Origin of the sequence: Staphylococcus hsinchuensis (genome assembly GCF_038789205.1) — a bacterium.
GTDB lineage: Bacteria > Bacillota > Bacilli > Staphylococcales > Staphylococcaceae > Staphylococcus > Staphylococcus hsinchuensis.
Map to the genome: position 1 here is coordinate 1,137,426 of NZ_CP128355.1, position 24,594 is coordinate 1,162,019.

The window sequence follows — 24,594 nt, forward strand, 5'->3', positions numbered from 1 at the left end:
CTGAGTTCAATTAAATAACATGAACTGAGTTGCTCTTAATTATTAAAAAAAGATGTGTAATTATTGTCTATAACCTATGATTTAGTCGACTTTTGAGACGATTTTTCTAGTGTCACGAAAATTTTACAATCTTTACAAAGTTAGTATACATACTGGTATAATAGGAATATCTCGAATTCGAAATATTAAAGTTATATTTTAGGAATAGACAAATTATTTAAATTTGATATGATTACAATTAACATTCAAAGTTATAAAAATATTTTCATTAAATTTTATAAAAATCGAGGTTGAAAAAATGACATTTTATGATTTTGTAATTGGCTTTATTGATGATGATACACCACTTGGTAAGCTTGCAAATTGTATCATGGTGAATCAAAGTTTTCCTAAACATGAAACTTGTCTTGATACCTTGCGCGATTATTTTTATGACAATTACCTAGATGGTGAAGTGTTGGCTTCAGCAAACAGAGCATTGAGTTTATACGGTTCTAGTGTATCTTATAATTAATACATTAATCAGGCACTAGTATTTCGTATAATACCAATTCTGTTTTTCTAATGCGACTTTGATGTCGGCTGTTTTAAAATTAATTTCGTTATCTATAATTGAAAATGGTTCAATTATATTTTGGGCCATCCAGGAACTTATGAGTTCATTAGGTAAACCATCAAGTTCCATATCACTTTTACTTAATACAAAGCATTCCCAATCAAGTGAAATGTTGGATGGGTTAATGTAGTTACACTCATTTTGTGGTTGCATAGATAAACACCCCTTAAAATATATGTCATACAGTTAAACGCGTTTGATATTTTTTTTACAAACGCCTTGCTGTAAATATTTAATCATTATGAAATGTATGGCGTGTAATTAATACATTCTAATGAAATAATTGACATTGATTCGTGTCGTTATTTATGTATTCCCCTTTTTTTAGATGTTTGAACCTTATTTTTCAATATTTCCATTAAAAAATTGGAAACATGTGGGTGACATGCTTCCAATCATCTACTTTTTCTTTTCAATTTAACTTCTTTAATTTATTTATTTTTCTCCAAGCTTTTCTATCATTATTATTTATAGTCATAATAGATTTTGAGAGTTACCACGGAATAATGCCTAATATACATGCGACAAGTATCATAAATAGGCTGGAACCAATTGCCCACTTAATTACGACACGTTGGTTTTGACCGTATTCAATATCTAACATACCTACAAGTAAATATCCCGCTGCATATAAAGGACTTAACACGTGTAAAGGCTGACCGAGTACAGACGCTTTAGCCATATCAATTTTGGACACTCCAAATTGATGTGCAGATTCAGCTAGAATTGGTAATACTCCGTAATAAAATGGATCATTTGCCATAAAATATGTGAAAGGTCCACTTAGTACTGCAGTGATAATTGCGAAATGACTCCCCATCGCATCTGGAATAATATGTACTAAAGTATTTGCCATTTCATCTACCATCTTTGTTCCATCCATTACTCCTGTGAAAATACCTGATGCAAACACTAAACTGATTACAGATAAAACATTGCCAGCGTGTTTTTTAACTACTGAATTTTGGATGCTTAAATTTGGATAGTTGATCAATAATGCTACTCCGAACCAAACCATAAATAGAACAGGTATGGGTAATACTTCAAGAACGAGACAGACGATAAGCGAAATCGTTAAAATTGCGTTTGGAATAATCATCTTTGGTCTCTTTAATAAAGATTCTTCTTTCGTTTCGTCTTTCTTCACATCTTCTAATTCAATGTCAGATTGATATGATAATGTTTTACGTGCTCGTTTACCTAAAATAAATGCAACGATTAATGCAAATAAAATTCCTGCAGCCATCACTGGAACGAGTGGAATAAATACATCCTCAGTTGAAACTTGTAAAGCAGAAATAGCCCTTGCTGTTGGTCCTCCCCAAGGCAGCATATTCATTACGCCAATTGATAATAGCGCTAACGTTGAAAGCGTGTATAAACTCATACCAATCTTTTTATAAAGTGGCATCATTGCCGTTACTGTGATAATAAAAGTTGTTGTCCCGTCACCATCTAATGCTACCATTGAAGCTAAGATGACAGTTCCAATAGTAATTTTTACTGGATCCCCTTTAACAACTTTAATAATTTGATTAATGACAGGTTCAAATAAACCTGCGTCAATCATGACACCGAAATAGAGAATGGCAAATGTTAACATAATGCCTGTCGGTGCTACAGTTTCTATCCCATCGAGCATATATTTACCAAGCCCAGAGTAGAAACCTCCAATTAATGCGAAAATAGTTGGGATTACAATTAAAGCAATCAAAGCTGACATCTTTCGTGTCATAATCAATGCCATGAATACAATAATCATAATAAACCCGAGTATTGCTAAATTCATAAAAAAACCCCCTTATTCATATGATTATATCAATTTCAGAAAATTTATAAAATTGAAATTATTGATTTGGTTTAATTTTTTCGAAAAAGATGATATTGTTTTGAAAACTTAATATTTTAATTTTTTTATATATAAGAAAACTAGAATAATATTGTCTTGCGTTACATAAATGTGGTAATGTAGAGTTGGATATAAAGGGGGCGTAACTGTTGAAGTCCTTAATTACAATTACTGTATCATTATTAATTCTCGTGTTAATTGCTTTTTTAATATTAAATCTATTTCTGCCAAGATTTTACAATGAGAAAGATGATTAACCCGAGTGGGGATAGTGCAACGTGAATTTAACAAACATAAGGTAAAAAAATATGGCGAGTGAATGCTTAAACATTCACTCGCCATTTGTTATATATAAACGCATCTAGTTATTATTCTGCAACTTCAACGTTTAAGTCAACGTCGATGTTACCACGTGTTGCTTTAGAATAAGGACAGAAGTTATGCGCATCTTCTAAATATTTTTCAGCGTCTTCTTGAGATAATACGTTGTTTACTTTTGCATTAATTGAAACGCTTAATTTTGGACTTTCAGCATCTGGATCGTCTTCAAGACGTACTGTTAAAGTTACTTCTGGTTTAGCGTCTCTTACTTTGTTTTGTTTAAGAATTAAATCAAACGCACCATTAAAGCAAGATGCATAACCAGCTGCAAATAATTGCTCTGGGTTAGTACCTTTCTCAGCATCAGCTTGATCTGGAGGAATCACTGCTACGTCAATTGCTTTATCATCAGTATGAACATGACCGTTACGTCCGCCTGTGTTTACTGCACTAGTTTCATATTTTACTGCCATTTTATAACCTCCTTTTATCTTCATTATATGTATTACCCACGTTTACGTTTTTCCAATCATTTCATTCCAGTTCAGTTTTTCATTTAAATTCAAGCCGTTAGTGAAACAGAGCATCATCATTCTGAAAGAACATATGCATTTATTAATTATAGAAAAATTGATAAACTTAGACCAATCGAAGTGTAAGAAGAACTATTTTTACAAAGGAAGTCTAATTTTATGGCAAATACACAAATAGCAGTGACGATTGAACCTGAATCGTTATTAAATCAAACAACCAAAGAACAGTTAATTCTTTTTCAAGCATCATTCGACATCATTGAATTAAGAATAGATCAATGGGAAAAGGCATTTACGGCACAATTAATTAAAGCATTAGAGGCACTCCACGCTTTAGAATTAAATAAACAAATATTGGTTACGTACCGAACACTTTCACAAGGTGGTTCAGGGAAGCTGGACGAAGATGAATATATGAAACTATTGACCGAAATTATTCAAATCGATTCTGTGGATATGATAGATGTAGAATTTGATAAATCAAAATTCCGCGACCCTTTAAAAGCATTAATTGCCCAAGCGAATCATAAAGATATCGAAGTTGTATTATCTTACCATGACTTTCAAGAGCCCCCTTCATTAGAAGAACTTAAACACCTTTACTTTAAAATGCATCAACTTGCACCAGCATATTTAAAGGTTGCGGTGATGCCTAATGATAAACTTGATGTCATTCATCTACTTGAAGCACTTGCAATAACGGCTGAACATGTACCGCAAAAAGCGATAGGTATCGCGATGTCACATTTAGGTATCGTTTCAAGAACTGCGCAAGGTCTTTTTGGTGGAAGCGTTTCATATGGTTGCTTAGATGAGCCGAAAGCACCAGGACAAATACATGTTGAACGCTTGAAGCAATTACTTGAAGTGTATGAGTAATTTGAAATGTAGCCTTTTCTGATTTATAATTGAAAATAGTTATCATTTGACGAAAGGGAGATTAAGTTATGGAACTACAAGAAGCGATAGCACAACGTAGAAGCATCAAAATCTTCAAAAGAGATATGAATATAGACGACAATCGTTTATATGAAGCAATAGATAATGCGACAGATGCTCCCAACCATGGTTTGAGACAACCATGGCGAATTGTTCATATTACGAAAGATCGATTAGGTGAAATGAGTAAACAGCTTACAAAGATTACATTTCCAGACGAACCAAATAAACAAAAGGATCATTATGATACTGTTACGAATTTAGGTGGTATGCTTGCACTCATCGTAAAAGAAGAACCTGATGTGAAAGATAATTTAGAAAATCATATGGCCTTTGGTGCATTTGCTCAAAACTTAATGTTGCTCTTACACGAGGCCGGCATAGGTAGTTGTTGGAAGACACCAAAATATATTTTCAACAACAAGGATATTGGTGCGATATTTAATTTAGCTGAAGATGAAAAACTTGTAGGTTTTCTTTATTTAACAGACTTAGAAGTGGACATGCCTCATCCTAAACGTAAAAAACAAAATTTCGTACAAAAATTTTAGTAGTCGGATGGAATACAAGCTGTTAAAAATATTTCAGAATAAGAATAAAACGGGAGTGGGACAGAAATCGTATTTTCTATTAGAGTTTTCCTAGTCCCACCCCGGCAAGGATGACTAGGATTGAAAAAGCTTGTTCTAAGCGCATTTACAATTCAGACATTTACTGCCAATTTGACAACGAGTCTGAGACACCTATTTTTGTCTCAGACTCGTTTTTATACATGATACAAAATGAATGATTAATATAATACCCTCCAAAAGATTTCAACTAAAAATCTAATGGGGGTAAATTAAAATGTAATGTCCTTAAAGTTTTAAAAGTTGAGTATATATTATTTAAAAGTTTCTTCTAAAAATGATTCAACTTGTTCAGGTGATTTTGCATTTGCTGAATGTAAGTGCGCAACTTTATCTCCATTTTTGAATACAAGTAAACTTGGGATACCCATCACTTCGTTATCAGCAGCTACATCTTCTAATTCGTCGCGATTCACTGTAAACCATTGATAGTCGTTATATTTTTCTTTGATTGGATCAATCCACATGTCCATAGCTTTACAATCTGGGCACCAGCCTGCTTCGAATTTAACGATAACGGGTTGGTCACTTTGTATAGTTTCATTAAAGTTCTCTGTAGAGTTAATAGTTTGCATCGTAATTCTCCTTTTTCTGTTTTTAATTGGTTTTATTATAACTAACATTTTATGGAAATAAAAAAATTCAGCTTAATTTATAGAGCGTTTTCATTCGATTTTTGATATATTAGATATAAGTTATTAGAGGAGGTTGAGCATTATGATAAAATTTTACCAATATTCCAATTGTACAACTTGTAAAAAAGCAGCCAAGTTTTTAAAAGACTATGGTGTTAGCTTTGAACCGATTGATATCGTCCAACATACACCTACGAAAGGTGAGTTCAAAGAAATTTTAAAAGGTACAGATATTGAAATAGATAAATTGTTTAATACACGTGGTGCAAAATATCGTGAACTCGGTTTAAAAGAAAAACTTAAATCATTAAGTGATGATGAGAAACTTGATTTATTATCATCAAATGGCATGCTCATTAAAAGACCATTAGCTGTATCAGGGGACAAAGTTACAGTAGGTTTTAAAGAAGAGGAATATAAACAAACTTGGCTATAAATTGTCACCATTTATACCTATGTATAATTGATCTGTGACAGTTGCTAAGGATTGTTAAGATGCTTATTAACGGTAATCATATGATTTAAGTAAATAGTTGAATGTCATAAAGTCATATGGCATTATTAACTTGTAATATTATTTAGGAGGGGATTCTCGTGGCAGTACCGAATGAATTAAAATACTCCAAGGATCACGAATGGGTTAAAGTTGATGGAGAAACAGTTACAATAGGCATTACAGAATACGCACAAAACGAATTAGGTGATATCGTATTCGTTGAGCTACCAGAAGTAGACGATGAACTTAAAGAAGAAGACACATTTGGTAGCGTTGAATCTGTCAAAACAGTTTCTGAATTATACGCACCAGTTTCTGGTAAAGTAGTAAGCGTTAATGACGAACTTGAAGATAGCCCAGAGTTTGTAAATGAATCACCATATGAAAAAGCATGGATGGTTAAAGTTGAATTAAGTGATGAAAGTCAATTAGATTCATTACTATCAGCAGACCAATACGCTGAAATGATTGGTGAATAATATTAAGATTTAACTCCATGATACATACTATCTTGGAGTTTTCTTTATATATTATTTTTAAAAACCTATATTAGAGTTTGTATATGTTATATCTCACGGACTACGACGATAAATTACGTAAAATGATCTTGATTATTAAATAATTTTTACGTATTTGTAATTGATGTTTATAAGTTTATTGTATTGTTAAGAACTAAAGAGTAGATTTATTATCAACTTTATAGAAGGTGGATGTCATGACGATATTAAACCAAGTGATTATTGTCGAAGGGAAATCAGACAAAAAACGTGTAAAGCAAGTGATAGATCAACCGATTGATATCATATGTACAAACGGAACTATGGGTATTGATAAATTGGATGCCATGATTGAATCATTATATGACAAACAAGTTTATATACTCGTTGATTCAGATGATGAAGGTGAAAAAATCCGTAAATGGTTTAAAAAATATTTAAGTGAAAGTAAACATATACGTGTCGATAAGCAATATTGCGAAGTAGCTAGATGTCCAAAACCGTATTTATCAAAGGTCTTATCTAAACATGGTTTTGACGTTCGTGACGAAGAAAAGGTTGCTAAGGCACGATTAGATTATATAGCTGAGAGGGTAAGTTTATTAACATGAATGTCGCAAGTCAACAACGCGTAGATGTACGCGAACATATAGATAAAGACAAATATTTAATATTTGGGTATACGCCCACTTGTGGAACTTGCAAGATGTCAGAACGCATGTTAGATATTGCTAATGACATTTTAAAGTTACCAATAACAAAGATAGATTTAAATTTACATCCAGATTTTAGCCAAGAATACGAAATACAATCAGTCCCTATATTAATGGTTATGTCAAAAGGACAAGAGCAAAAAAGATTCTATGCTTTTCGCTCAGTTCCCTATTTGTTAGAAAATTTAAAATAATTATTGACTATACTTTAGTATGGTGGTAGGATTAATGGTAATTAAATAATGAAACTCTTATCAAGAGTGGTGGAGGGATGTGCCCTACGAAGCCCGGCAACCGTCTTTTAAAAGAAATGGTGCCAATTCACATAAAGTCTTAATGACTTTTGGAGATGAGAGAAGCGGACTTAATGCTTTCTCTTTTTCTCCATAAAAAGAGAAAGCATTTTTTAATTAGTCGAAATATAGGGAGGTAGTAATAATGATTGAGTTAAATCAAATTGTCAAAAAATATCGAACCAAAGATCAAGACATTTTGGCAGTTGATCATGTTGATTTAAGTATTCAATCAGGTACGATTTTTGGGGTCGTTGGTTTTTCAGGTGCAGGAAAGAGTACTTTGATAAGGCTGTTAAATAATCTCGAAACGCCAACTTCAGGAGAAGTTATTATAGATGGCGCAACGATAAATAAATTATCCAAGGCACAGTTAAGAAAGAAACGACAAAAGCTAAGCATGGTATTTCAACATTTCAATTTGCTTTGGTCGCGTACAGTGGTTCAAAATATTATGTTTCCATTAGAAATTGCAGGTGTTTCTAAAAAAGAAGCAGCACTACGCGCTAAACAATTAGTAGATGTAGTTGGATTGAAAGGTAAAGAATATGCTTATCCTTCTGAACTATCAGGTGGACAAAAGCAACGTGTCGGTATTGCTCGAGCTTTAGCGAATGAACCAGACGTGTTACTTTGTGATGAAGCCACGAGTGCCTTAGATCCACAAACAACTGATGAAATCTTAGATTTATTACTTAAGATTAAGAGGGAACGTAACCTAACCATCGTCATTATTACACATGAAATGCACGTGATTAGAAGAATCTGTGATGAAGTCGCTGTGATGGAAGCTGGGCGCGTGGTTGAACATGGTAATGTGAAAGAAGTGTTCGAAAATCCTCGACAACCTGTCACTCAACGCTTTGTAAAAGATGATTTAAATGATGATTATGAAAAAACGAATACAGAACTTATTGAAATTGATAAAAATGATTTTATTGTTCGCTTTAGTTTTTCAGGAACGAACACTACGAAACCATTAGTTTCATACATAACTAAAGCACATGACATCAATGTAAATATTTTAGAAGCTAATATTAAACATACAAAAGAAGGTTCAATAGGGTTTCTCGTCGCACATTTACAAAATCTAAATTCTGAAAAATTTGAAAATTTAGAAAGTGATTTGTCGGATCAATGTGTTTCTGTGGAGGTGTTAAAACATGAATGATTCATTGGGTGGTATCCTTCAAGAAATGTTTACGATGCCTAATGTTAAATGGGACGAAGTTTGGGTAGCAACATATGAAACGATTTACATGACCGTAATTTCAACTATATTTGCATTTATATTTGGTTTGATTCTAGGCATATTATTATTTTTAAGTGCAAAAAGTGAATCAAAAGCGGCACGTATTTTTTATAGCGTTGTATCATTTATAGTTAACTTATTTAGAGCAATTCCTTTCATTATACTCATATTGCTATTAATACCATTCACAAGTTTAGTTTTAGGAACGATTAGTGGTCCAACGGGTGCATTGCCTGCATTAATTATTGGGGCAGCTCCGTTTTATGCAAGATTAGTGGAAATTGCTTTTAAAGAAATTGATAAAGGTGTTATTGAAGCAGCGTGGTCAATGGGTGCCACAACATCAACCGTGGTTAAGAAAGTTTTATTACCTGAGGCGATGCCGGCTTTGATTTCTGGCATTACTGTTACAGCTATTGCCTTAGTAGGTTCTACTGCCATCGCAGGTGTGATTGGGGCAGGTGGTTTAGGTAACTTAGCCTATTTGACAGGTTTCACACGTAACCAAAACGATGTCATCTTTATTGCGACGTTGTTCATTTTAGTATTAGTATTTGTCATTCAATTCGTTGGTGATTGGGCGACAAATAAATTAGATAAAAGATAAATTTATATAAAAAGGGTGAGTTATTATGAAAAAGATATTGAGTTTAACTTCGATTATTGCTTTAGTACTAGTATTAGCTGCATGTGGAAATGGCGGTAAAAAGGATAAGTCAATCACAGTTGGGGCATCACCAGCACCGCATGCTGAAATTTTAGAGGAAGCTAAGCCGTTATTGAAAGATAAAGGCTATGATTTGAAAATCAAAACAATTAATGACTATACGACGCCGAACAAGATATTAAACAAAGGTGAACTAGATGCAAACTATTTCCAACATACACCATATTTAGACAAGGATAAGAAAAGCAAGCACTACAAAATTGAATCAGCAGGTAATGTGCATTTAGAGCCTATGGCAGTATACTCAAAAAAATATAAAAACTTAAAAGATTTACCAAAAGGTGCAACTGTTTACGTTTCTAACAACCCAGCTGAAGAAGGGCGTTTCTTAAAGTTCTTCGTTGACGCAGGATTAATTAAATTGAAAGATGGCGTTAAAATCCAAGACGCAACTTTCGATGACATTAAAGAAAACAAAAAACATATTAAATTCAACAATAAGCAATCTGCCGAGTACCTACCAAAAATTTACCAAAAAGAAAAAGCCGATGCGGTTATTATCAATTCTAACTTCGCCATTGATCAGAAATTAAATCCTAAAAAAGATTCAATCGCAATCGAAAAAGCGAAAGATAATCCATATGCTAACTTAATTGCAGTTAAAGAAGGACATAAAGATGATAAGAAAATCAAAGCTTTAGTCGATGTATTACAATCGAAAAAAATTAAAGAATACATTGAAAAACAATACGATGGTTCAGTTGTTCCAGCGAAATAAGAATAAACATAACCCCTTCATTTTCAATTGAAGGGGTTACTGTTTGTCGTATTTAATCTCACATTTGCTTGAGTTCATGTGTTAATGCAATGATGGTTACAGTCATTAAAGCAGTAAAACCTATTAAGCCACCTATAGCTAATAATTCAGCTGTTACGTTTGACTTTGTCACAATAGTGTTGATTGAAGTAATTATAAAAATAGTATGTATAATCAAAGATATATTTAACGGAAGTAGTTTATTCTTTTTCTCCAAAAAAATCCACTCCTTATTAAAAATGAGTCTAGTCCCCTTATCTCTACGCGTCCAAATCCAACAAAAGATAGCCATTAATATGATAAAAATAAAACCAACACAATTAATGATAGTTTTAATGTCATCATATGGGTTTGATGCCCCATGCAATGTAGTTATGATTGTAATAACAATTAGAATATCCAATACGATGTTTTATTGTTTATTCATTTCATAACTCCTATATCATATTTTATTTAAACTTTAACATATATTGTTTGAACTTTTAATGAATGAAATAAAAAAATGAGTCTGAAACACAAATAGATGTCTCAGACTCATTGCCAACTTGGCAGTAGAGGTCTGAATTGAAAATACGCTTATATCAAGCTTTTTTCAATCCTAGTCATCCTTGCCGGGGAGGGACTACGAAATCTTTATTAAAAATTCGATTTCTGTCCCTCTCCCTCAAATTTTTAAATTTAAAACTTTGTTAAAGTGTTTCGTTTTTATGCGTGACTTCACCGAGTTTGTAACTAATAATGAAACCGACGATAAGTGTAATAATTGAAATTACCCAAGTTAAAATCGATGTCGGTAAACCAGGAAATACAGCAAATAGCGAACCTACAACAAAGCCGATAATTAAAGCATAAGTGATATATGGGTGATGTGTTAAACAATATTGGATTAACTTACTTGAAAGTAAGAAGCCTGTTAGAATACCTAACCCAACGATGATTAATATTGGTAATGCTTTGAAGTTTAATGAAATTAATTCAGAAACTGCAAACATCACTGTGCCATAAACACCAAATACTAACAACATAAACGAACCTGAAATACCTGGTAATAACATTGCGCTTGAGGCACAAATTCCACATAAATAATATTTAATGGCTAAACCGGTAGATAACGTTAAAGTTTCTCCCGCATGTTTATCACCATTGTTTAATAAAGTAAATAAGACAATAAGACCAATGCCGATCAATAATACAACGTAATGTTTTATCGTAAATGTTTGTTTGAATTTTGATATTTTTAATAGGAAGGGAATAATTCCAGCAATTAATCCTACAAAGAAAAACATCGTAGGTACAGTGTGCTCACTTAGTAAATAATTGATAACTTTACTTAATAATCCCATAGCTAATAACATACCGATCACAATAGGAATTAGGAATGTTAAGCTTTTCTTAAAGTTTTTAGAAAAGAGACCGCTAATAGAGTTTATGAAATCATCATATATTCCTAGCAATAGAGCAATTGTTCCTCCGCTCACACCGGGTACTAAATCAGACGTACCCATCGCGAAACCTCTCCAAAGATTGGACCATTTAATTTTCAATAAAGAACCTCCTCTCATGACTTAGTTGTTAATGATAATAGCATAAAATGATTTCATACAGTAATAATAGCAAGAAACAGATTTCATATGTTTATTAATTACACATCTATAAATTTCGATAAAAGTGATAATAGAAATTGAGAACAACACACCTCCTATTATCAGTTAACATGATAAAGACTTATTTAACAAAAATGATTGCATTATAAGAACTATTTTAATTTAGAGCCTGAAAAGGTTTATATTCAAACTTAACTACGTTATAATTAGAGGGTGTAATTAGGTTATAGTCTTTTGACGTTAAATTAAAATTATTATAAACTAGTAAGTATTATATATCATATATTACGGAGGGAATATGTATGCCATCAACATTAGAAATTAAAGACCTACACGTGTCTATAGAAGATAAAGAAATTTTAAAGGGTGTTAATTTAACAATTAATACTGGCGAAATACATGCAATCATGGGACCAAACGGTACTGGTAAGTCAACATTATCATCAGCTATCATGGGTCACCCTAGCTACGAAGTTACAAAAGGTGAAGTATTATTAGACGGCGTTAATATTTTAGAATTAGATGTCGATGAACGTGCTAAAGCTGGATTATTCTTAGCTATGCAATATCCATCAGAAATCACTGGTGTAACAAATGCAGATTTCATGCGTTCAGCAATCAATGCAAAACGTGACGAAGGCGATGAAATCAACTTAATGCAATTCATTAAAAAGTTAGACCAAGAAATGGACTACTTAGACATTGACCAAAACATGGCTCAACGTTACTTAAATGAAGGTTTCTCTGGCGGTGAGAAAAAACGTAATGAAATTCTTCAATTAATGATGTTAGATCCTAAATTCGCAATCTTAGACGAGATTGACTCAGGTTTAGATATCGATGCGTTAAAAGTTGTATCTAAAGGTATCAACAAAATGCGCGGCGAGTCATTCGGTTCATTAATCATTACGCACTATCAACGTTTATTAAACTATATCACGCCAGATCATGTACACGTTATGTTCGGTGGTAAAGTCGTAACTTCAGGTGGACCAGAATTAGCGAAACGTCTTGAAGAAGAAGGTTACGAATGGGTTAAAGAAGAATACGGTGCGACAGAATAAGCCTCACTTCAACTTTCAAATAGTAAAGTCAATGCATTAGATTGTACCGACAATCAATGAAATTTATTAAATAATCATCGAATGGGAGGAAAAAAAGTATGACGACAGAAACTTTGAACATTTCTGAAGCACAAATTGTCGAATATTCACAAGCCCATAATGAGCCTGCTTGGATGACAGAACTTCGTAGAGAAGCTTTAAAGATTACAGAAACTTTAGAAATGCCAAAACCAGATAAAACAAAAATTAATAGATGGGACTTTGATTCATTTAAACAACTACACACAGAAGGTAGCGAGTTTAATACATTAGAAGATATCCCAAACGCATTAAAAGAAATTATTGATGTCGAAAATACAGAAAATTTAGTAATACAACATAACAATTCACTTGCTTTTACAAAGGTTTCAGACAAAGCAATCAATGATGGGGTTATTGTAGAAGGTCTTTCTGAAGCACTTGTTAAGCATCCTGATTTAGTTAAACAATATTTAATGAATGAAGATACAGTATCAATGGATGAACACCGTTTAACAGCGTTGCATACAGCACTTATCAATGGTGGTATCTTCGTATATGTTCCTAAAAATGTTGTCGTAGAACATCCAATTCAATACGTTGTGTTACACGATGATGAAAATGCAAGCTTCTATAACCACGTTATTATCGCGACTGAAAAAAGTGCAGAAGTGACTTACGTGGAGAACTATTTATCAGAAGTTGCTGGTAATGACAACCAAATTAATATCATTTCAGAAGTGAACGCTGGTGCTAATTCACGAATCAATTATGGTTCAGTAGATTATCTAGATGAAGGATTTACAGCACACATTATCCGTCGTGGTGTAACAGCTGAAGACGCAACAATCAGTTGGGCATTAGGTTTAATGAATGAAGGTAGCCAAATCATTGATAATACAACAAACTTAATCGGTGACCGCTCAGAAAGTACATTGAAATCAGTTGTCGTTGGTACAGGTGATCAAAAGGTTAACCTTACTTCGAAAATTGTACAATTCGGTAAAGAAACGAACGGTTACATTTTAAAACACGGCGTTATGCGTGAAAATGCATCTACTGTATTTAACGGTATCGGCTCAATCAAACATGGTGGTACGAAATCAATGGCTAACCAAGAATCACGTGTATTAATGCTATCTGAAAATGCACGTGGTGATGCTAACCCAATTCTATTAATCGATGAAGATGATGTAGAAGCTGGACACGCTGCTTCAGTAGGTCGTGTTGACCCTGAGCAACTATATTACTTAATGAGTCGTGGTATTTCACAACGTGAAGCAGAAAGATTAGTTATTCATGGTTTCTTAGATCCAGTTGTTCGTGAGCTACCAATTGAAGACGTTAAACGTCAATTACGCGAAGTTATTGAATTGAAAGTAAATAAATAATTTTAAGAACATATCAATAAACATGAGAAGGTTTGTGTTAAAAGTAGTTGCAGTTTATTTAAGTAAACCTTCCCAACTATGTGTTATTAACCAAACCTTAAGATTGAATATAGATTCTTAAATAGAAAGGTCTGTGAATACTGTGACCGAATTAAATGTAAATGAGATTATAAAAGATTTTCCAATTCTTAACCAAAAGGTAAACAATAAAAGATTGGCTTATTTAGATTCAACGGCTACAAGTCAAACACCAGTTCAAGTTATTGAAAAGATGGCGGATTATTACAAACGCTATAACTCAAATGTGCATCGTGGTGTGCATACACTTGGTTCGTTAGCGACAGATGGTTATGAAAATGCACGCGAAACAGTACGTAGCTTTATTAACGCTAAATACTTCGAAGAAATCATCTTCACACGTGGTACGACAGCGAGCATCAATGTTGTAGCCCATAGTTACGGTGATGCAAATGTAAACGAAGGCGATGAAATTGTTGTGACAGAGATGGAACACCATGCCAACATTGTTCCATGGCAACAATTAGCTAAACGTAAAAATGCAGAACTCAAGTTTATACCAATGACTGAAACTGGCGAGTTAAACATTGAAGACGTTAAAGCTACGATTAATGACAACACAAAAATTGTTGCTATCGCACACGTTTCTAATGTGCTAGGAACAATTAACGATGTTCAATCTATTGCTAAAGTTGCACATGAACATGGCGCAATTATAAGTGTTGATGGCGCACAAGCTGCTCCACATATGGATTTAGATATGCAGGAATTAGACGTGGACTTCTATAGCTTTAGTGGTCATAAAATGTTAGGCCCAACAGGTATAGGCGTCTTATACGGTAAACGACAATTACTCAATAATATGGAACCTGTTGAATTTGGTGGAGACATGATTGATTTCGTAAGTAAATACGATGCGAGTTGGGCAGATCTTCCAACCAAATTTGAAGCAGGTACACCATTAATCGCTCAAGCTATTGGACTTGCAGAAGCAATCAGATACTTGGAAAATATTGGTTTCGACGCGATACACCAACATGAGTCTACATTGACCCAATATGCTTATGAACAAATGGCACAAATTGAAGGTATAGACATTTACGGTCCACCGAAAGATCGTAGAGCAGGCGTCATCACTTTCAATTTAGATGATGTTCATGCACATGACGTTGCAACAGCAGTGGATACTGAAGGTGTTGCTGTTCGTGCAGGACACCATTGTGCGCAACCATTAATGAAATGGTTAGGTCAATCTTCAACTGCAAGAGCAAGTTTTTATGTATACAATACAAAAGAGGACGTCGACCAATTCGTTGAAGCGTTGAAACAAACGAAGGAGTTTTTCTCTTATGAATTTTAACAACTTAAATCAATTGTATCGTTCTGTAATTATGGATCATTATAAAAATCCACGAAATAAAGGTACATTAGACAATGGTTCGATGACTGTTGATATGAACAACCCTACTTGTGGTGATCGTATTCATCTTACGTTTGATATTGAAGATGGCTTAATCAAAGATGCAAAGTTTGACGGTGAAGGTTGCTCTATTTCAATGTCTAGTGCATCAATGATGACTGAAGCGGTGAAAGGTAATACTTTAGCTGATGCGATGCAAATGAGCCAAGAATTCACAAAAATGATGCTTGGTGAAGATTATGAAATCACAGAAGAAATGGGCGACATCGAAGCTTTACAAGGTGTTTCACAATTCCCAGCGAGAATTAAATGTGCAACATTAGCTTGGAAAGCCCTTGAAAAAGGTACTGTTGATAAAGAAGGTAACCAAGCAGAATAAAGATTAGTCTCTAAACATTGACATTGTGTAATATTCCATTCAAACTGAAGGTAACAACAATGATAAAATGGCAGACTATCTATAACAATTTAAGAAACTAAAGTGATTAGCTACTTTTGAAATAAATGTGTTTTAAATATATTAAAGGAGTGATTGAAATGGCTAAAAAAGCACCTGATGTTGGAGAATATCAATACGGATTCCACGACGAAGATGTTTCAATTTTCAGATCAGAACGTGGTTTAACAGAAAATATCGTTCGTGAAATTTCAAATATGAAAGAAGAACCAGAGTGGATGCTTAACTATAGACTTAAAGCATTAAAGCATTTCTACAAAATGCCAATGCCACAATGGGGTGGAGATTTATCAGAATTAGACTTCGATGATATCACATACTACGTAAAGCCTTCAGAACATACTGAACGTTCATGGGATGAAGTACCAGAAGAAATCAAACGTACATTTGATAAATTAGGTATCCCTGAAGCAGAACAAAAATATCTTGCTGGTGTATCAGCACAGTATGAATCAGAAGTTGTATACCACAACATGGAAAAAGAACTAGAAGAAAAAGGTATCATCTTCAAAGATACTGACAGTGCTTTACGTGAAAATGAAGACCTATTTAGAGAATATTTCTCAACAGTTGTTCCTGCAGCAGACAATAAATTCGCTGCATTAAACTCAGCTGTATGGTCAGGTGGTTCATTCATCTACGTTCCGAAAAACGTTAAATTAGATACTCCTTTACAAGCATACTTTAGAATCAACTCTGAAAACATGGGGCAATTCGAACGTACATTAATTATTGCGGACGAAGGCGCATCAGTAAACTACGTTGAAGGTTGTACAGCACCAGTTTACACAACAAGCTCATTACACTCAGCTGTTGTAGAAATCATCGTACACAAAGATGCTCACGTTCGTTATACTACAATTCAAAACTGGGCAAACAACGTTTATAACTTAGTTACTAAACGTACAATGGTTCATGAGAATGGTAATATGGAATGGGTTGACGGTAACTTAGGTTCTAAGTTAACAATGAAATATCCAAACTGTGTACTTATGGGCGAAGGTGCTAAAGGTAGTACCTTATCAATCGCATTTGCAGGTAAAGGCCAAGTACAAGATGCGGGTGCGAAAATGATTCATAAAGCACCAAACACATCATCAACAATCGTATCTAAATCAATTTCAAAAAATGGCGGTAAAGTAATTTATCGTGGTATCGTTCACTTTGGACGTAAAGCGAAAGGTGCTCGTTCAAATATCGAATGTGATACGTTAATCTTAGATAACGAATCAACTTCAGATACTATTCCTTACAACGAAGTGTTCAATGACAACATCTCATTAGAACACGAAGCGAAAGTTTCAAAAGTATCAGAAGAACAATTATTCTACTTAATGAGTCGCGGTATTTCTGAAGAAGAAGCTACAGAAATGATCGTAATGGGCTTCATTGAACCATTCACAAAAGAACTTCCAATGGAATATGCGGTAGAAATGAACCGTTTAATCAAATTCGAAATGGAAGGTAGCATAGGCTAACTTCAAATACTGGTATCAAGCTATTTTACCTATACGGTATTATGGTTTGATACCTTTTTGATACCATTTACTTATCGAATATAGAAATTGCATCATGTTTCTTTTCGGTATATAAATGGCTATATGTTCCCATTGTTTCAGTTATTTGTGAGTGTCTCATAAGTGATTGCAGTACAAAGATATCAACGCCATTATTAGCAAGGTAAGACGCGTAAGAGTGTCTTAATACATGTATGTTATATTCTGGGAATACTTTTTGAAATTTCTTGTGAACATGACTATAATGTTTAGGAGCTAGACCGCCAAAAACAAAAAAGCTTTTTTCATTAAAATATTTGTTAGCTTGTTTTTCACGTTGGTAGCGTTCATCTAACATATTATTAATGAATTTTGGTAAAGGTACTATATCTTCTGAGCTTTCCGTTTTAGCTCTAGGGTATATAGTCCTATTAGTAATATCCATCGTTTTGTTGATGGATATTTCTTTTTTGTATTTGTTATAATCTTCCCAAACTAAAGCCATCGCCTCCCCAATTCTCATTCCTGTGTAAAACATGAGTGTGAATAATTCTCTGTAGTCTTGTTCTTCTATTTCATTAATTCTATCGTCAAATTCTTCACGTAACATATATTTAGGTTTGGGCTTAACTCTAGGTATTGGCTTAATAGATATAGTCGGATCACTACGTAATCCAAAATATTTATTCGCATAATTAATCACAACTTTAAAACCAGACCATATAGTTCTAGCCGAATTGGTTGATTTGATGTTATTCATTAAATACTTACGGAATTCTTGGCATTGATTTTGAGTTATCTTATTCATGTTAATGTGACCAAACTTGTCTTGAATATGCTTTTTATATTCGTTTTGTTTACGTCGCTTTGTTTTTGGACGTAAATCAGTATGTTCTAAATAGTGATTAAATATATAATCATATGTGTTTGAATCGCTAAAACCTTCGTTAACATCATTTAAAAAGCTAGCCTCAGAACTTTTTGCTTCACGTTTAGTTGTGAAACCACGTTTCATTTTACGTTTATTGTTACCATAAACGTCTTTATATCTGGTAGAAAAATACCATTTTCCTGTATTATCATCTTTATATACTGGCATTTTTTCTCATTCCTCCTCAAAAAAGGTAAAAAATAATAAGGGTACTAGGCACCCTAGAAAAACGGTATTAATAGTTTCAAGCTATTAACAAAATACATACCTATAATTTCATGTTATAATAAACTTAACAGGATATCGGGCGCTCGTGGTTTCGTTATTTCAGAAACTATGCGTTGCACCTTCCTTAAAAGGCTTGGCTCAAAGTCACCATATCAATAGACTTAGGCTTCCTTTGAATTCACCCGATACAAACTATACATTACTGTATAGCAGGGCAATGTAATTACCGATATTGGCATCTTTAGCAAATTTACGTGCGAATCTTGCTTGTTCTTTCACTGCTGAAGGAATATTAATAGCCTCAACCCCTTTAAAGTTATTAATTCCGAATTCTTTAGAAAGTTCAGGACGACTATTTTCAATTTCTTTAAACGCCTTAAATGCAGGAGAGCCAATCATACTCAATATTGTTATCACCACGGTTTTTTATCCGTGGTTTCTTTATGTTTCCATAAAGTTCAGCATATGTGTTTATCCTGTTAATTTATATCCGTCACTAGGACGCTGTTAATCAATGAAAGTAAAAAATAATAAGGGTAGGTGGACTATCCATTTTTATATGCATACTTCATTATTTACTGATTTATATATATTTTGCGCAATTCTATTTACTACAGGCACAACAACAGAATTACCTGCTTGTTTATATAAATGTGAATTGGCTAAATCGGGCAATTTAAATGATTCAGGAAAACCTTGTAACGCAAAACATTCTCTAGGCGTGAATTTTCTTATACCATATTTTGAAAGTATTAGGGGAACATTATGACCTCCAGTACCCATATTTGCTGTTAATGTGGGAGATACATTACTTTTATTCTCTCTCACATATTTTCTTCTCCATTGATATATAGTGTCGCTTTTCACAATAGATTCTTTAAGCAAGTTATAGAACTTATATTTATCTTCAGTATAATAAAAACTATCATCAACCCTTTTAGAGAAATCAATCACATCTGTTATTCCTTGTTTTAAATTTATTGGTTTTGGAAAATCGAAGTTTTTATATTGTTCTATATCTTTAAATCCAACTATATAAATTCGTTCTCTGTTTTGTGGAATATTTCCGTAATCTTTTGCATTTAACACTTGGTATTTAATATGATAACCATTTGTCTCTAAAGCTTCTCTAATAACTTTAAAAGTATTACCCTTATCATGACTAACTAAGTTTTTAACGTTTTCTAGAAAGACTATTTGTGGTTGTTTTTCTACTATAACTTTAAGTGTTTCAAAAAATAAATCTCCAGATGTTTCATCTTCAAATCCTTTTCTGTAACCGGCAATAGAAAAAGAAGTACAAGGAAAGCCTGATAGAAGAACATCAAAGTCAGGTAAGTTTTCGGGTTCTATATCTCTAATATCTTTTTGAATTAATTCATTATTAAAATTTAATTTATATGTCTCTGATGCTTTAGCATCTATTTCATTAGCTATAATAGTTTCAAAGCTTCCGGTTTGTTCGAAAGCTAAATCAATACCACCAACTCCAGCAAACAGAGAACATATTTTTAATTTACTCATCATTTACCATCCTTTCGCAGCTCGCCGCAAATAAAAGGGCAAGAGGGTACCTTCTCACCCCTTTACTTTAAACGAATAACTTTTTCTTTTCTTAAATCGATTTTTGCAATAGGTTGAATATTGTCTTTCTCAATAATTTGTTTAATAATTGAAAAACGAGGTCTTCTACCTTGTTTTTGTTGATCACCTAATGTTTGCTTTTTGCTCACTTGTACTAATTTAAGTTTCTCTGAATCATATTCAGTGTCATAAATATAGAGTTCATCATCTCTTTGATATAATCTTAAAAAATATAATCTATCAAATTCTTCATTTGGTGAAAATGATGATGTATCTTTATCGAAGTTTGAAGTGGCTTTACATTCTATCACTTTATTATTACCTTCATCATATGCATCACCACCAGTACCACGATTGAGTTTATAATCTAATGCGTAGCATAATAGTGATTCTGATATAATCTCAGGGAAATTTATTCCTCTAGTATGTGAGTTTTTAATTAAACTATTTAATTCTTTCCATAAGAAATATGCTTTAACCATATCACTAAATCGTGATTTATCAATTTTAACATAATCATGTAATGTTGCCATATTTCGGTACCCTCGAATTAATAATACTATATAATATCGCTGAATTAAATAATTTATATTAAAGCGTCGCTAGGACGATTACTAAAATAATTTCTGACTTGCCACAACCCTACCAATTATTTTTACTTCATCATCTTGTGAATAAACTTGTGGATAATGTGCAGGGTTGTTACTTTCAGGAATAAGGATAATTCTATCTTTCTCATATCTCACACGTTTTACAGTAGCGTTGTAGCCATTTATTTGAACGACTGCGATTTGTCCATTTTCTACTACTGCATCTTTTTCTACGATAACTACATCGCCATCTTTAAATTCTTTATCCATACTATCACCAGATACTTTTAAGCCGAACAGTTCTTTATCAGCACTTAAATTTTTAGTAGCGATGTAAGTATAATCAATTAAATTTTCTTCACTATAGATAGGTAAGCCAGCAGATATTTGAGAAACGACTGGAATCTTTTTGACTGGTAGGGTTTCTACTTTTGGTTGTTCAATATCCATAATTTCTTCCGGTTTAATGTTTAACCCTTTACAAATTTTGATGACATTTTCTACTTTAGCGTTGAATACTCCTCTTTCTAAAATAGATCTAACAGTTGTATAAGCTAAACCAATTTCTTCTGAAAAAGCTTTTATGCTACCAGATTTTAATTCCATAAGTCTTTTTAAATCTTTTTCTTTAGTCATTTTCGTTTGCCTCATTTCTAATTTGTACCTATATAATACCATGCGAAAAATCGTATATCAAGTAAAATTTTAAAAATAAAATGCGAATTTTAGTATTGACTTGATACGAATTTTCGTATAAACTTTAGTTAAGCAATCGGCAAGATTGCTAAAAAATATATTTATAAATACGAATTTTCGTATTAGGAGGGATACTATGTTGAAAAACTTCAACGATATTAGAAAAGAGAAAAAAGTATCTCTGGTTGATTTAGCTGATTTATTAGAAGTCAGATACCAAACGGTAGCGGATAAGATAAACGGTATTTCTGATTTTAAATTCGGAGAGGCGTTACTTATTAAAAACAAATATTTTCCAGAGTACGACATCGAATATCTTTTCGAAAAAGAAAAAGAACATCAAACAACTTAAAGGAGGTCGCTATGAATATACAAGAGGCAACAAAGTTATCTATGGAAAAAGGTAAAACAATTTATCGCTCATCTGAATTTGAAACATTTAGAAAACCAGGAGACAACTTAGAACTTTTACCTACAAATAGTTATGGATACGTAGTTGTGAATCCAAGACAAAAAGCCTTCTATCCATTGTGGCAACCAATGGCAGAAGACTTATTAGCTGATGATTGGGAAGTGGTGGGTCTAAAAAAGAATTAACTTTTTCAATTCGTTAATCCTTTTTAGAACTTTATTTAGGTTCTTTGTATAACGATTTTGCATTTCAGCTATAGCTGATGGTTCAAGTATAAATTCCGGATAACCATCCATTGTAGTTTTCGGTGTGTTTAAATAACCGCGGTTTGAAAGTTCCATTAAAGCTAAATGAAAATCTTCTGAATTTATACCAATAAAGTAATTATCACGAACACTATGTTCATCTTCAAAATATCTTGCTTCTCTTTTGGTTTTACCATCTTGAATATCGTCTTCATAACAACGATAAAGTTGAAGTAAAACAAACTCGGCTTCATTAGTAAGCACAATATCACCTCCTATAAGGAGTATAGCAGAAAGGAGCATAAACGATTGAACGAATTACAACTTAGCAAAATTGCTTTGAAGTCTTTTGATAAACGAGGAAAATTTGATTTCACTTTACATGAAAACATGTTTGCCTCACTGTTTCCGAATTTTGAAAGACAAGTTACTTTTGGTACTGGCAAAAATGGTCTAGAGAAATGGTGTACTAAAAAATTTACTGCAGATTTTTACGATTCTCAAAATCATATAGTTATCGAAATAGACGGAGCTAGTCACCAAACAGAAAGACAGCAAATCGTAGATAGAATGAAAGAACTTTTCTTTTTTGAAAAAGGAATCAAGGTTTATCGAATTTCAAACGAAAAAGTAAAAGAATTATTTGAACAAGAAACTAAAAAAGGTGGTGAAATTTTAAATGGAATATTCTGTTGATGAATTTCAATACGATTCTTTACCGCAAAAATTGTCAGAATCGATTATTGAAAAAGAAAATATTTTAAATGGAATAAAACATAGATATGCAAAAGAGGTTGGAAAGGTATTTTACGAAGCACAACAAGAATTTAGTGATTACAACAATGGTGGTTTATTTAAAAAATGGTATAGCTCGTTAGGTTTTAAACAAAGAAATGTTTATAACTACATTCAAATTTATAACGAAGTGCAACAGTTGCACGGTGACCAATTAGAAACGTTCGAAGAGTTGCCAAAAAGATTACAACTAGAGGTTTCTAAACCATCGCACATTCCAGAACTGAAAGAGAAAGTTTTAGACGGCGACATCAAAACTCATAAAGAATACAAAGAATTAGAACGCAAACTCAAACAACGTGACGAACAAAACGCTCAACTTCAATCTCAAGTAGAACAAGCGCAACGCTCAGAAGAGATTGCTAAGAAACAACTAGAAGATGCAGAGAGTAGAGAGCCAGAAGTGATTGAGAAGTATATGGAGCCTGAGGATTATCAACAAACTAAAAATGCACTTGACCAATCAAGGCACCAACAAAAGCTCATTGAACAACGCAATGAGAAGTTAGAAAAAGACATCAAAGAAATGGAACAACGCAGAGATGAGGTAAGTGAGAAATCACAGAAATATGATGAGCTGAACAAAGCCATTAATGATATGAATGCGAAATTGAATGATGGTCAGCAAAGATTGAAAGCACAAAAAGAAATTTATGATTTGGTCAAAGGTAGCGAGAAAGTTATTAGAGAAGTAGCGCCACTTTGTTACTTAGCTTTTTCAAAAGATATTATCGACAACGATTATGCAAGAAAACCTATTGAAAAAATCATTGATGATTTAACAGATATGTCAAACAGATTAAGAAAACAATTAAAAAAAGGAGATGTTATAGATGTCTAATCAAGTAATGGAATTAAGAAGAAGCCAAATGGAAAACATGGTAACACAGGCAAATTCAATTTTACAAATGTACGACGAAATTGTAGAAACAAAAAACGAAATTAGAGAAACAAAAGCAGATATTGCTCACACAAAAAATGAACTTTTATCTTTATACAAAGAAATTAAAAAAGAATTTGAAGATTTCAAAAACACGGTACCTTTAACTGGGCCACAAGCAGATAGATTATACGCAGTTTGTACAAGAAAAGGTCACCACCTCACTAAACAATATTTTGGAGAAGAAGTGTCTCAAGAGTTGTATTCTAAAAAGTTTGGTCATCTTGTGAAAGGTGTTTACACAGCTATTAGAAAGAAATTTGAAGTTAATAAATACAATCAAGTAAAACGTGTGGAATGTGAAGTTGCTATTGCGTTTACAGAAAGTTTGACTTTAAGTGATTTACCTAAAAATTATTTAAGACTTACAGATCATCAAATTGATGTTGCTGAAAGACATGGAGATTTTGAAGTCTTAAAAAGACTCGCTTAACCCACAATCGAACAA

General features: G+C 33.0%; 32 protein-coding genes and 1 riboswitch. Of the genes, 20 read left to right on the forward strand and 12 right to left on the reverse strand.

The genetic code is table 11. The annotated features are described in order from the left end of the window. Positions 1-298: 298 nt before the first annotated feature. Positions 299-514, forward strand: coding sequence for a YozE family protein (locus QQM35_RS05660; RefSeq protein ID WP_342610219.1), 216 nt, complete (start codon positions 299-301; stop codon positions 512-514). Positions 515-529: 15 nt separating this feature from the next. On the opposite strand, the gene QQM35_RS05665 is transcribed toward QQM35_RS05660, so the two are convergent. From QQM35_RS05665 to QQM35_RS05675, 3 genes are all read right to left on the reverse strand, one after another. Continuing rightward, entirely contained in the window at positions 530-769 is a 240-nt protein-coding gene (locus QQM35_RS05665) for a hypothetical protein (RefSeq protein WP_251519261.1), read from the reverse strand. 340 nt (positions 770-1,109) lie between these two features. Then, entirely contained in the window at positions 1,110-2,405 is a 1,296-nt protein-coding gene (locus QQM35_RS05670) for a CitMHS family transporter (protein WP_251519262.1), read from the reverse strand. Between the two features lie 428 nt (positions 2,406-2,833). Then, entirely contained in the window at positions 2,834-3,259 is a 426-nt protein-coding gene (locus QQM35_RS05675) for an organic hydroperoxide resistance protein (RefSeq protein ID WP_251519263.1), read from the reverse strand. A 219-nt stretch (positions 3,260-3,478) separates the two neighbouring features. On the opposite strand from QQM35_RS05675, the gene aroD reads away from it, so the two are divergent. Beyond that, positions 3,479-4,198 carry a type I 3-dehydroquinate dehydratase gene (gene aroD / locus QQM35_RS05680; protein ID WP_342610220.1) on the forward strand — a complete coding sequence of 240 codons (720 nt, stop codon included), beginning with the start codon at positions 3,479-3,481 and terminating at the stop codon, positions 4,196-4,198. A gap of 68 nt (positions 4,199-4,266) precedes the next feature. Further along, the gene (locus tag QQM35_RS05685; protein ID WP_251519266.1) at positions 4,267-4,809 is read left to right on the forward strand and encodes a nitroreductase family protein; all 543 of its coding nucleotides are present in this window, start codon (positions 4,267-4,269) and stop codon (positions 4,807-4,809) included. Between the two features lie 332 nt (positions 4,810-5,141). Here QQM35_RS05685 and QQM35_RS05690 read toward each other — a convergent pair whose 3' ends face one another. After that, complete coding sequence (locus QQM35_RS05690) at positions 5,142-5,462, reverse strand: thioredoxin family protein (RefSeq protein ID WP_251519267.1); 321 nt, start codon at positions 5,460-5,462, stop codon at positions 5,142-5,144. A gap of 142 nt (positions 5,463-5,604) precedes the next feature. Between QQM35_RS05690 and QQM35_RS05695 the strand changes: the two genes are divergently transcribed. The 7 genes from QQM35_RS05695 to QQM35_RS05725 all read left to right on the forward strand — a co-directional run bounded on the left by QQM35_RS05695 (position 5,605) and on the right by QQM35_RS05725 (position 10,218). Beyond that, on the forward strand, positions 5,605-5,958 hold the full coding sequence (locus tag QQM35_RS05695) for an arsenate reductase family protein (protein ID WP_251519268.1): 354 nt from the start codon (positions 5,605-5,607) through the stop codon (positions 5,956-5,958). 158 nt (positions 5,959-6,116) lie between these two features. Next, on the forward strand, positions 6,117-6,497 hold the full coding sequence (gcvH, locus tag QQM35_RS05700; protein WP_251519269.1) for a glycine cleavage system protein GcvH: 381 nt from the start codon (positions 6,117-6,119) through the stop codon (positions 6,495-6,497). A 236-nt stretch (positions 6,498-6,733) separates the two neighbouring features. Beyond that, entirely contained in the window at positions 6,734-7,126 is a 393-nt protein-coding gene (locus QQM35_RS05705; RefSeq protein ID WP_251519270.1) for a toprim domain-containing protein, read from the forward strand. Continuing rightward, a complete protein-coding gene (locus tag QQM35_RS05710; RefSeq protein WP_251519271.1) occupies positions 7,123-7,422 on the forward strand; it encodes a thioredoxin family protein in 300 nt (99 codons plus the stop codon). The genes QQM35_RS05705 and QQM35_RS05710 overlap by 4 nt, the downstream gene beginning before the upstream one ends. 54 nt (positions 7,423-7,476) lie before the next feature. Beyond that, positions 7,477-7,584, forward strand: a riboswitch (SAM riboswitch). Between the two features lie 82 nt (positions 7,585-7,666). Further along, complete coding sequence (locus QQM35_RS05715) at positions 7,667-8,692, forward strand: methionine ABC transporter ATP-binding protein (RefSeq protein WP_342610221.1); 1,026 nt, start codon at positions 7,667-7,669, stop codon at positions 8,690-8,692. Continuing rightward, positions 8,685-9,380, forward strand: a complete 696-nt coding sequence (locus QQM35_RS05720; RefSeq protein ID WP_251519273.1) for a methionine ABC transporter permease — start codon at positions 8,685-8,687, stop codon at positions 9,378-9,380. Before QQM35_RS05715 ends, QQM35_RS05720 begins: the two co-directional genes overlap by 8 nt. A gap of 25 nt (positions 9,381-9,405) precedes the next feature. Beyond that, positions 9,406-10,218: a MetQ/NlpA family ABC transporter substrate-binding protein gene (locus tag QQM35_RS05725; protein ID WP_251519274.1), complete on the forward strand. Its 813-nt coding sequence runs from the start codon at positions 9,406-9,408 to the stop codon at positions 10,216-10,218. A 58-nt stretch (positions 10,219-10,276) separates the two neighbouring features. Here QQM35_RS05725 and QQM35_RS05730 read toward each other — a convergent pair whose 3' ends face one another. Both QQM35_RS05730 and QQM35_RS05735 read right to left on the reverse strand, forming a co-directional pair. Then, positions 10,277-10,474 (reverse strand): hypothetical protein, encoded by a 198-nt coding sequence (locus QQM35_RS05730; RefSeq protein WP_251519275.1) that lies wholly within the window; start codon positions 10,472-10,474, stop codon positions 10,277-10,279. A gap of 472 nt (positions 10,475-10,946) precedes the next feature. Beyond that, positions 10,947-11,762 (reverse strand): DUF368 domain-containing protein, encoded by an 816-nt coding sequence (locus QQM35_RS05735; RefSeq protein ID WP_418129352.1) that lies wholly within the window; start codon positions 11,760-11,762, stop codon positions 10,947-10,949. A 401-nt stretch (positions 11,763-12,163) separates the two neighbouring features. Here QQM35_RS05735 and sufC point away from each other — a divergent pair, with 401 nt between their 5' ends. The 5 genes from sufC to sufB all read left to right on the forward strand — a co-directional run bounded on the left by sufC (position 12,164) and on the right by sufB (position 17,707). Further along, entirely contained in the window at positions 12,164-12,925 is a 762-nt protein-coding gene (sufC, locus tag QQM35_RS05740) for a Fe-S cluster assembly ATPase SufC (RefSeq protein ID WP_251519277.1), read from the forward strand. 98 nt (positions 12,926-13,023) lie between these two features. Further along, positions 13,024-14,334, forward strand: a complete 1,311-nt coding sequence (gene sufD, locus QQM35_RS05745) for a Fe-S cluster assembly protein SufD (RefSeq protein ID WP_251519278.1) — start codon at positions 13,024-13,026, stop codon at positions 14,332-14,334. Between the two features lie 142 nt (positions 14,335-14,476). Beyond that, the gene (locus QQM35_RS05750) at positions 14,477-15,712 is read left to right on the forward strand and encodes a cysteine desulfurase (RefSeq protein ID WP_251519279.1); all 1,236 of its coding nucleotides are present in this window, start codon (positions 14,477-14,479) and stop codon (positions 15,710-15,712) included. Further along, the gene (gene sufU / locus QQM35_RS05755) at positions 15,702-16,151 is read left to right on the forward strand and encodes a Fe-S cluster assembly sulfur transfer protein SufU (protein ID WP_251519280.1); all 450 of its coding nucleotides are present in this window, start codon (positions 15,702-15,704) and stop codon (positions 16,149-16,151) included. Before QQM35_RS05750 ends, sufU begins: the two co-directional genes overlap by 11 nt. A gap of 158 nt (positions 16,152-16,309) precedes the next feature. Then, entirely contained in the window at positions 16,310-17,707 is a 1,398-nt protein-coding gene (gene sufB, locus QQM35_RS05760; RefSeq protein ID WP_251519281.1) for a Fe-S cluster assembly protein SufB, read from the forward strand. A 67-nt stretch (positions 17,708-17,774) separates the two neighbouring features. On the opposite strand, the gene QQM35_RS05765 is transcribed toward sufB, so the two are convergent. The 5 genes from QQM35_RS05765 to QQM35_RS05785 all read right to left on the reverse strand — a co-directional run bounded on the left by QQM35_RS05765 (position 17,775) and on the right by QQM35_RS05785 (position 21,694). Further along, a complete protein-coding gene (locus QQM35_RS05765; RefSeq protein WP_342610223.1) occupies positions 17,775-18,824 on the reverse strand; it encodes a tyrosine-type recombinase/integrase in 1,050 nt (349 codons plus the stop codon). A 252-nt stretch (positions 18,825-19,076) separates the two neighbouring features. Next, positions 19,077-19,289 carry a hypothetical protein gene (locus QQM35_RS05770; protein WP_037549742.1) on the reverse strand — a complete coding sequence of 71 codons (213 nt, stop codon included), beginning with the start codon at positions 19,287-19,289 and terminating at the stop codon, positions 19,077-19,079. Positions 19,290-19,439: 150 nt separating this feature from the next. Then, on the reverse strand, positions 19,440-20,408 hold the full coding sequence (locus QQM35_RS05775) for a DNA cytosine methyltransferase (protein WP_145458542.1): 969 nt from the start codon (positions 20,406-20,408) through the stop codon (positions 19,440-19,442). Positions 20,409-20,470: 62 nt separating this feature from the next. Further along, positions 20,471-21,001 carry a Bsp6I family type II restriction endonuclease gene (locus QQM35_RS05780; protein ID WP_145458540.1) on the reverse strand — a complete coding sequence of 177 codons (531 nt, stop codon included), beginning with the start codon at positions 20,999-21,001 and terminating at the stop codon, positions 20,471-20,473. Between the two features lie 81 nt (positions 21,002-21,082). Then, positions 21,083-21,694, reverse strand: coding sequence for a LexA family transcriptional regulator (locus QQM35_RS05785; RefSeq protein ID WP_342610224.1), 612 nt, complete (start codon positions 21,692-21,694; stop codon positions 21,083-21,085). A gap of 196 nt (positions 21,695-21,890) precedes the next feature. On the opposite strand from QQM35_RS05785, the gene QQM35_RS05790 reads away from it, so the two are divergent. Next, a complete protein-coding gene (locus tag QQM35_RS05790) occupies positions 21,891-22,106 on the forward strand; it encodes an XRE family transcriptional regulator (RefSeq protein WP_237628625.1) in 216 nt (71 codons plus the stop codon). A gap of 11 nt (positions 22,107-22,117) precedes the next feature. Continuing rightward, positions 22,118-22,351: a Thoeris anti-defense Tad2 family protein gene (locus tag QQM35_RS05795; RefSeq protein ID WP_342610225.1), complete on the forward strand. Its 234-nt coding sequence runs from the start codon at positions 22,118-22,120 to the stop codon at positions 22,349-22,351. Here the strand turns inward: QQM35_RS05795 and QQM35_RS05800 are convergent. After that, positions 22,337-22,675, reverse strand: coding sequence for a hypothetical protein (locus QQM35_RS05800; protein ID WP_342610226.1), 339 nt, complete (start codon positions 22,673-22,675; stop codon positions 22,337-22,339). The genes QQM35_RS05795 and QQM35_RS05800 overlap by 15 nt on opposite strands. Before the next feature lie 45 nt (positions 22,676-22,720). On the opposite strand from QQM35_RS05800, the gene QQM35_RS05805 reads away from it, so the two are divergent. The 3 genes from QQM35_RS05805 to QQM35_RS05815 are packed head-to-tail and all read left to right on the forward strand — an operon-like array spanning position 22,721 to position 24,579. After that, positions 22,721-23,107: a DUF559 domain-containing protein gene (locus QQM35_RS05805; RefSeq protein ID WP_342610227.1), complete on the forward strand. Its 387-nt coding sequence runs from the start codon at positions 22,721-22,723 to the stop codon at positions 23,105-23,107. Next, positions 23,091-24,047, forward strand: coding sequence for a hypothetical protein (locus tag QQM35_RS05810; protein WP_342610228.1), 957 nt, complete (start codon positions 23,091-23,093; stop codon positions 24,045-24,047). Before QQM35_RS05805 ends, QQM35_RS05810 begins: the two co-directional genes overlap by 17 nt. Further along, positions 24,040-24,579 carry an ORF6C domain-containing protein gene (locus QQM35_RS05815; RefSeq protein WP_053034945.1) on the forward strand — a complete coding sequence of 180 codons (540 nt, stop codon included), beginning with the start codon at positions 24,040-24,042 and terminating at the stop codon, positions 24,577-24,579. The genes QQM35_RS05810 and QQM35_RS05815 overlap by 8 nt, the downstream gene beginning before the upstream one ends. The last annotated feature ends 15 nt before the right edge of the window (positions 24,580-24,594 follow it).

Bases quoted from the DNA above. Each gene is read 5' to 3' on its own strand.
- sufB (WP_251519281.1), top strand. From the start codon at position 16,310: ATGGCTAAAAAAGCACCTGATGTTGGAGAATATCAATACGGATTCCAC.
- QQM35_RS05765 (WP_342610223.1), bottom strand. From the start codon at position 18,824: ATGCCAGTATATAAAGATGATAATACAGGAAAATGGTATTTTTCTACC.
- sufU (WP_251519280.1), top strand. From the start codon at position 15,702: ATGAATTTTAACAACTTAAATCAATTGTATCGTTCTGTAATTATGGAT.
- sufC (WP_251519277.1), top strand. From the start codon at position 12,164: ATGCCATCAACATTAGAAATTAAAGACCTACACGTGTCTATAGAAGAT.
- QQM35_RS05695 (WP_251519268.1), top strand. From the start codon at position 5,605: ATGATAAAATTTTACCAATATTCCAATTGTACAACTTGTAAAAAAGCA.
- QQM35_RS05715 (WP_342610221.1), top strand. From the start codon at position 7,667: ATGATTGAGTTAAATCAAATTGTCAAAAAATATCGAACCAAAGATCAA.
- QQM35_RS05720 (WP_251519273.1), top strand. From the start codon at position 8,685: ATGAATGATTCATTGGGTGGTATCCTTCAAGAAATGTTTACGATGCCT.
- QQM35_RS05780 (WP_145458540.1), bottom strand. From the start codon at position 21,001: ATGGCAACATTACATGATTATGTTAAAATTGATAAATCACGATTTAGT.
- QQM35_RS05725 (WP_251519274.1), top strand. From the start codon at position 9,406: ATGAAAAAGATATTGAGTTTAACTTCGATTATTGCTTTAGTACTAGTA.
- QQM35_RS05685 (WP_251519266.1), top strand. From the start codon at position 4,267: ATGGAACTACAAGAAGCGATAGCACAACGTAGAAGCATCAAAATCTTC.
- QQM35_RS05705 (WP_251519270.1), top strand. From the start codon at position 6,734: ATGACGATATTAAACCAAGTGATTATTGTCGAAGGGAAATCAGACAAA.
- aroD (WP_342610220.1), top strand. From the start codon at position 3,479: ATGGCAAATACACAAATAGCAGTGACGATTGAACCTGAATCGTTATTA.
- QQM35_RS05795 (WP_342610225.1), top strand. From the start codon at position 22,118: ATGAATATACAAGAGGCAACAAAGTTATCTATGGAAAAAGGTAAAACA.
- QQM35_RS05735 (WP_418129352.1), bottom strand. From the start codon at position 11,762: ATGGGTACGTCTGATTTAGTACCCGGTGTGAGCGGAGGAACAATTGCT.
- QQM35_RS05775 (WP_145458542.1), bottom strand. From the start codon at position 20,408: ATGAGTAAATTAAAAATATGTTCTCTGTTTGCTGGAGTTGGTGGTATT.
- QQM35_RS05785 (WP_342610224.1), bottom strand. From the start codon at position 21,694: ATGACTAAAGAAAAAGATTTAAAAAGACTTATGGAATTAAAATCTGGT.
- QQM35_RS05815 (WP_053034945.1), top strand. From the start codon at position 24,040: ATGTCTAATCAAGTAATGGAATTAAGAAGAAGCCAAATGGAAAACATG.
- QQM35_RS05690 (WP_251519267.1), bottom strand. From the start codon at position 5,462: ATGCAAACTATTAACTCTACAGAGAACTTTAATGAAACTATACAAAGT.
- QQM35_RS05665 (WP_251519261.1), bottom strand. From the start codon at position 769: ATGCAACCACAAAATGAGTGTAACTACATTAACCCATCCAACATTTCA.
- sufD (WP_251519278.1), top strand. From the start codon at position 13,024: ATGACGACAGAAACTTTGAACATTTCTGAAGCACAAATTGTCGAATAT.
- QQM35_RS05810 (WP_342610228.1), top strand. From the start codon at position 23,091: ATGGAATATTCTGTTGATGAATTTCAATACGATTCTTTACCGCAAAAA.
- QQM35_RS05710 (WP_251519271.1), top strand. From the start codon at position 7,123: ATGAATGTCGCAAGTCAACAACGCGTAGATGTACGCGAACATATAGAT.
- QQM35_RS05790 (WP_237628625.1), top strand. From the start codon at position 21,891: ATGTTGAAAAACTTCAACGATATTAGAAAAGAGAAAAAAGTATCTCTG.
- QQM35_RS05670 (WP_251519262.1), bottom strand. From the start codon at position 2,405: ATGAATTTAGCAATACTCGGGTTTATTATGATTATTGTATTCATGGCA.
- QQM35_RS05675 (WP_251519263.1), bottom strand. From the start codon at position 3,259: ATGGCAGTAAAATATGAAACTAGTGCAGTAAACACAGGCGGACGTAAC.
- QQM35_RS05660 (WP_342610219.1), top strand. From the start codon at position 299: ATGACATTTTATGATTTTGTAATTGGCTTTATTGATGATGATACACCA.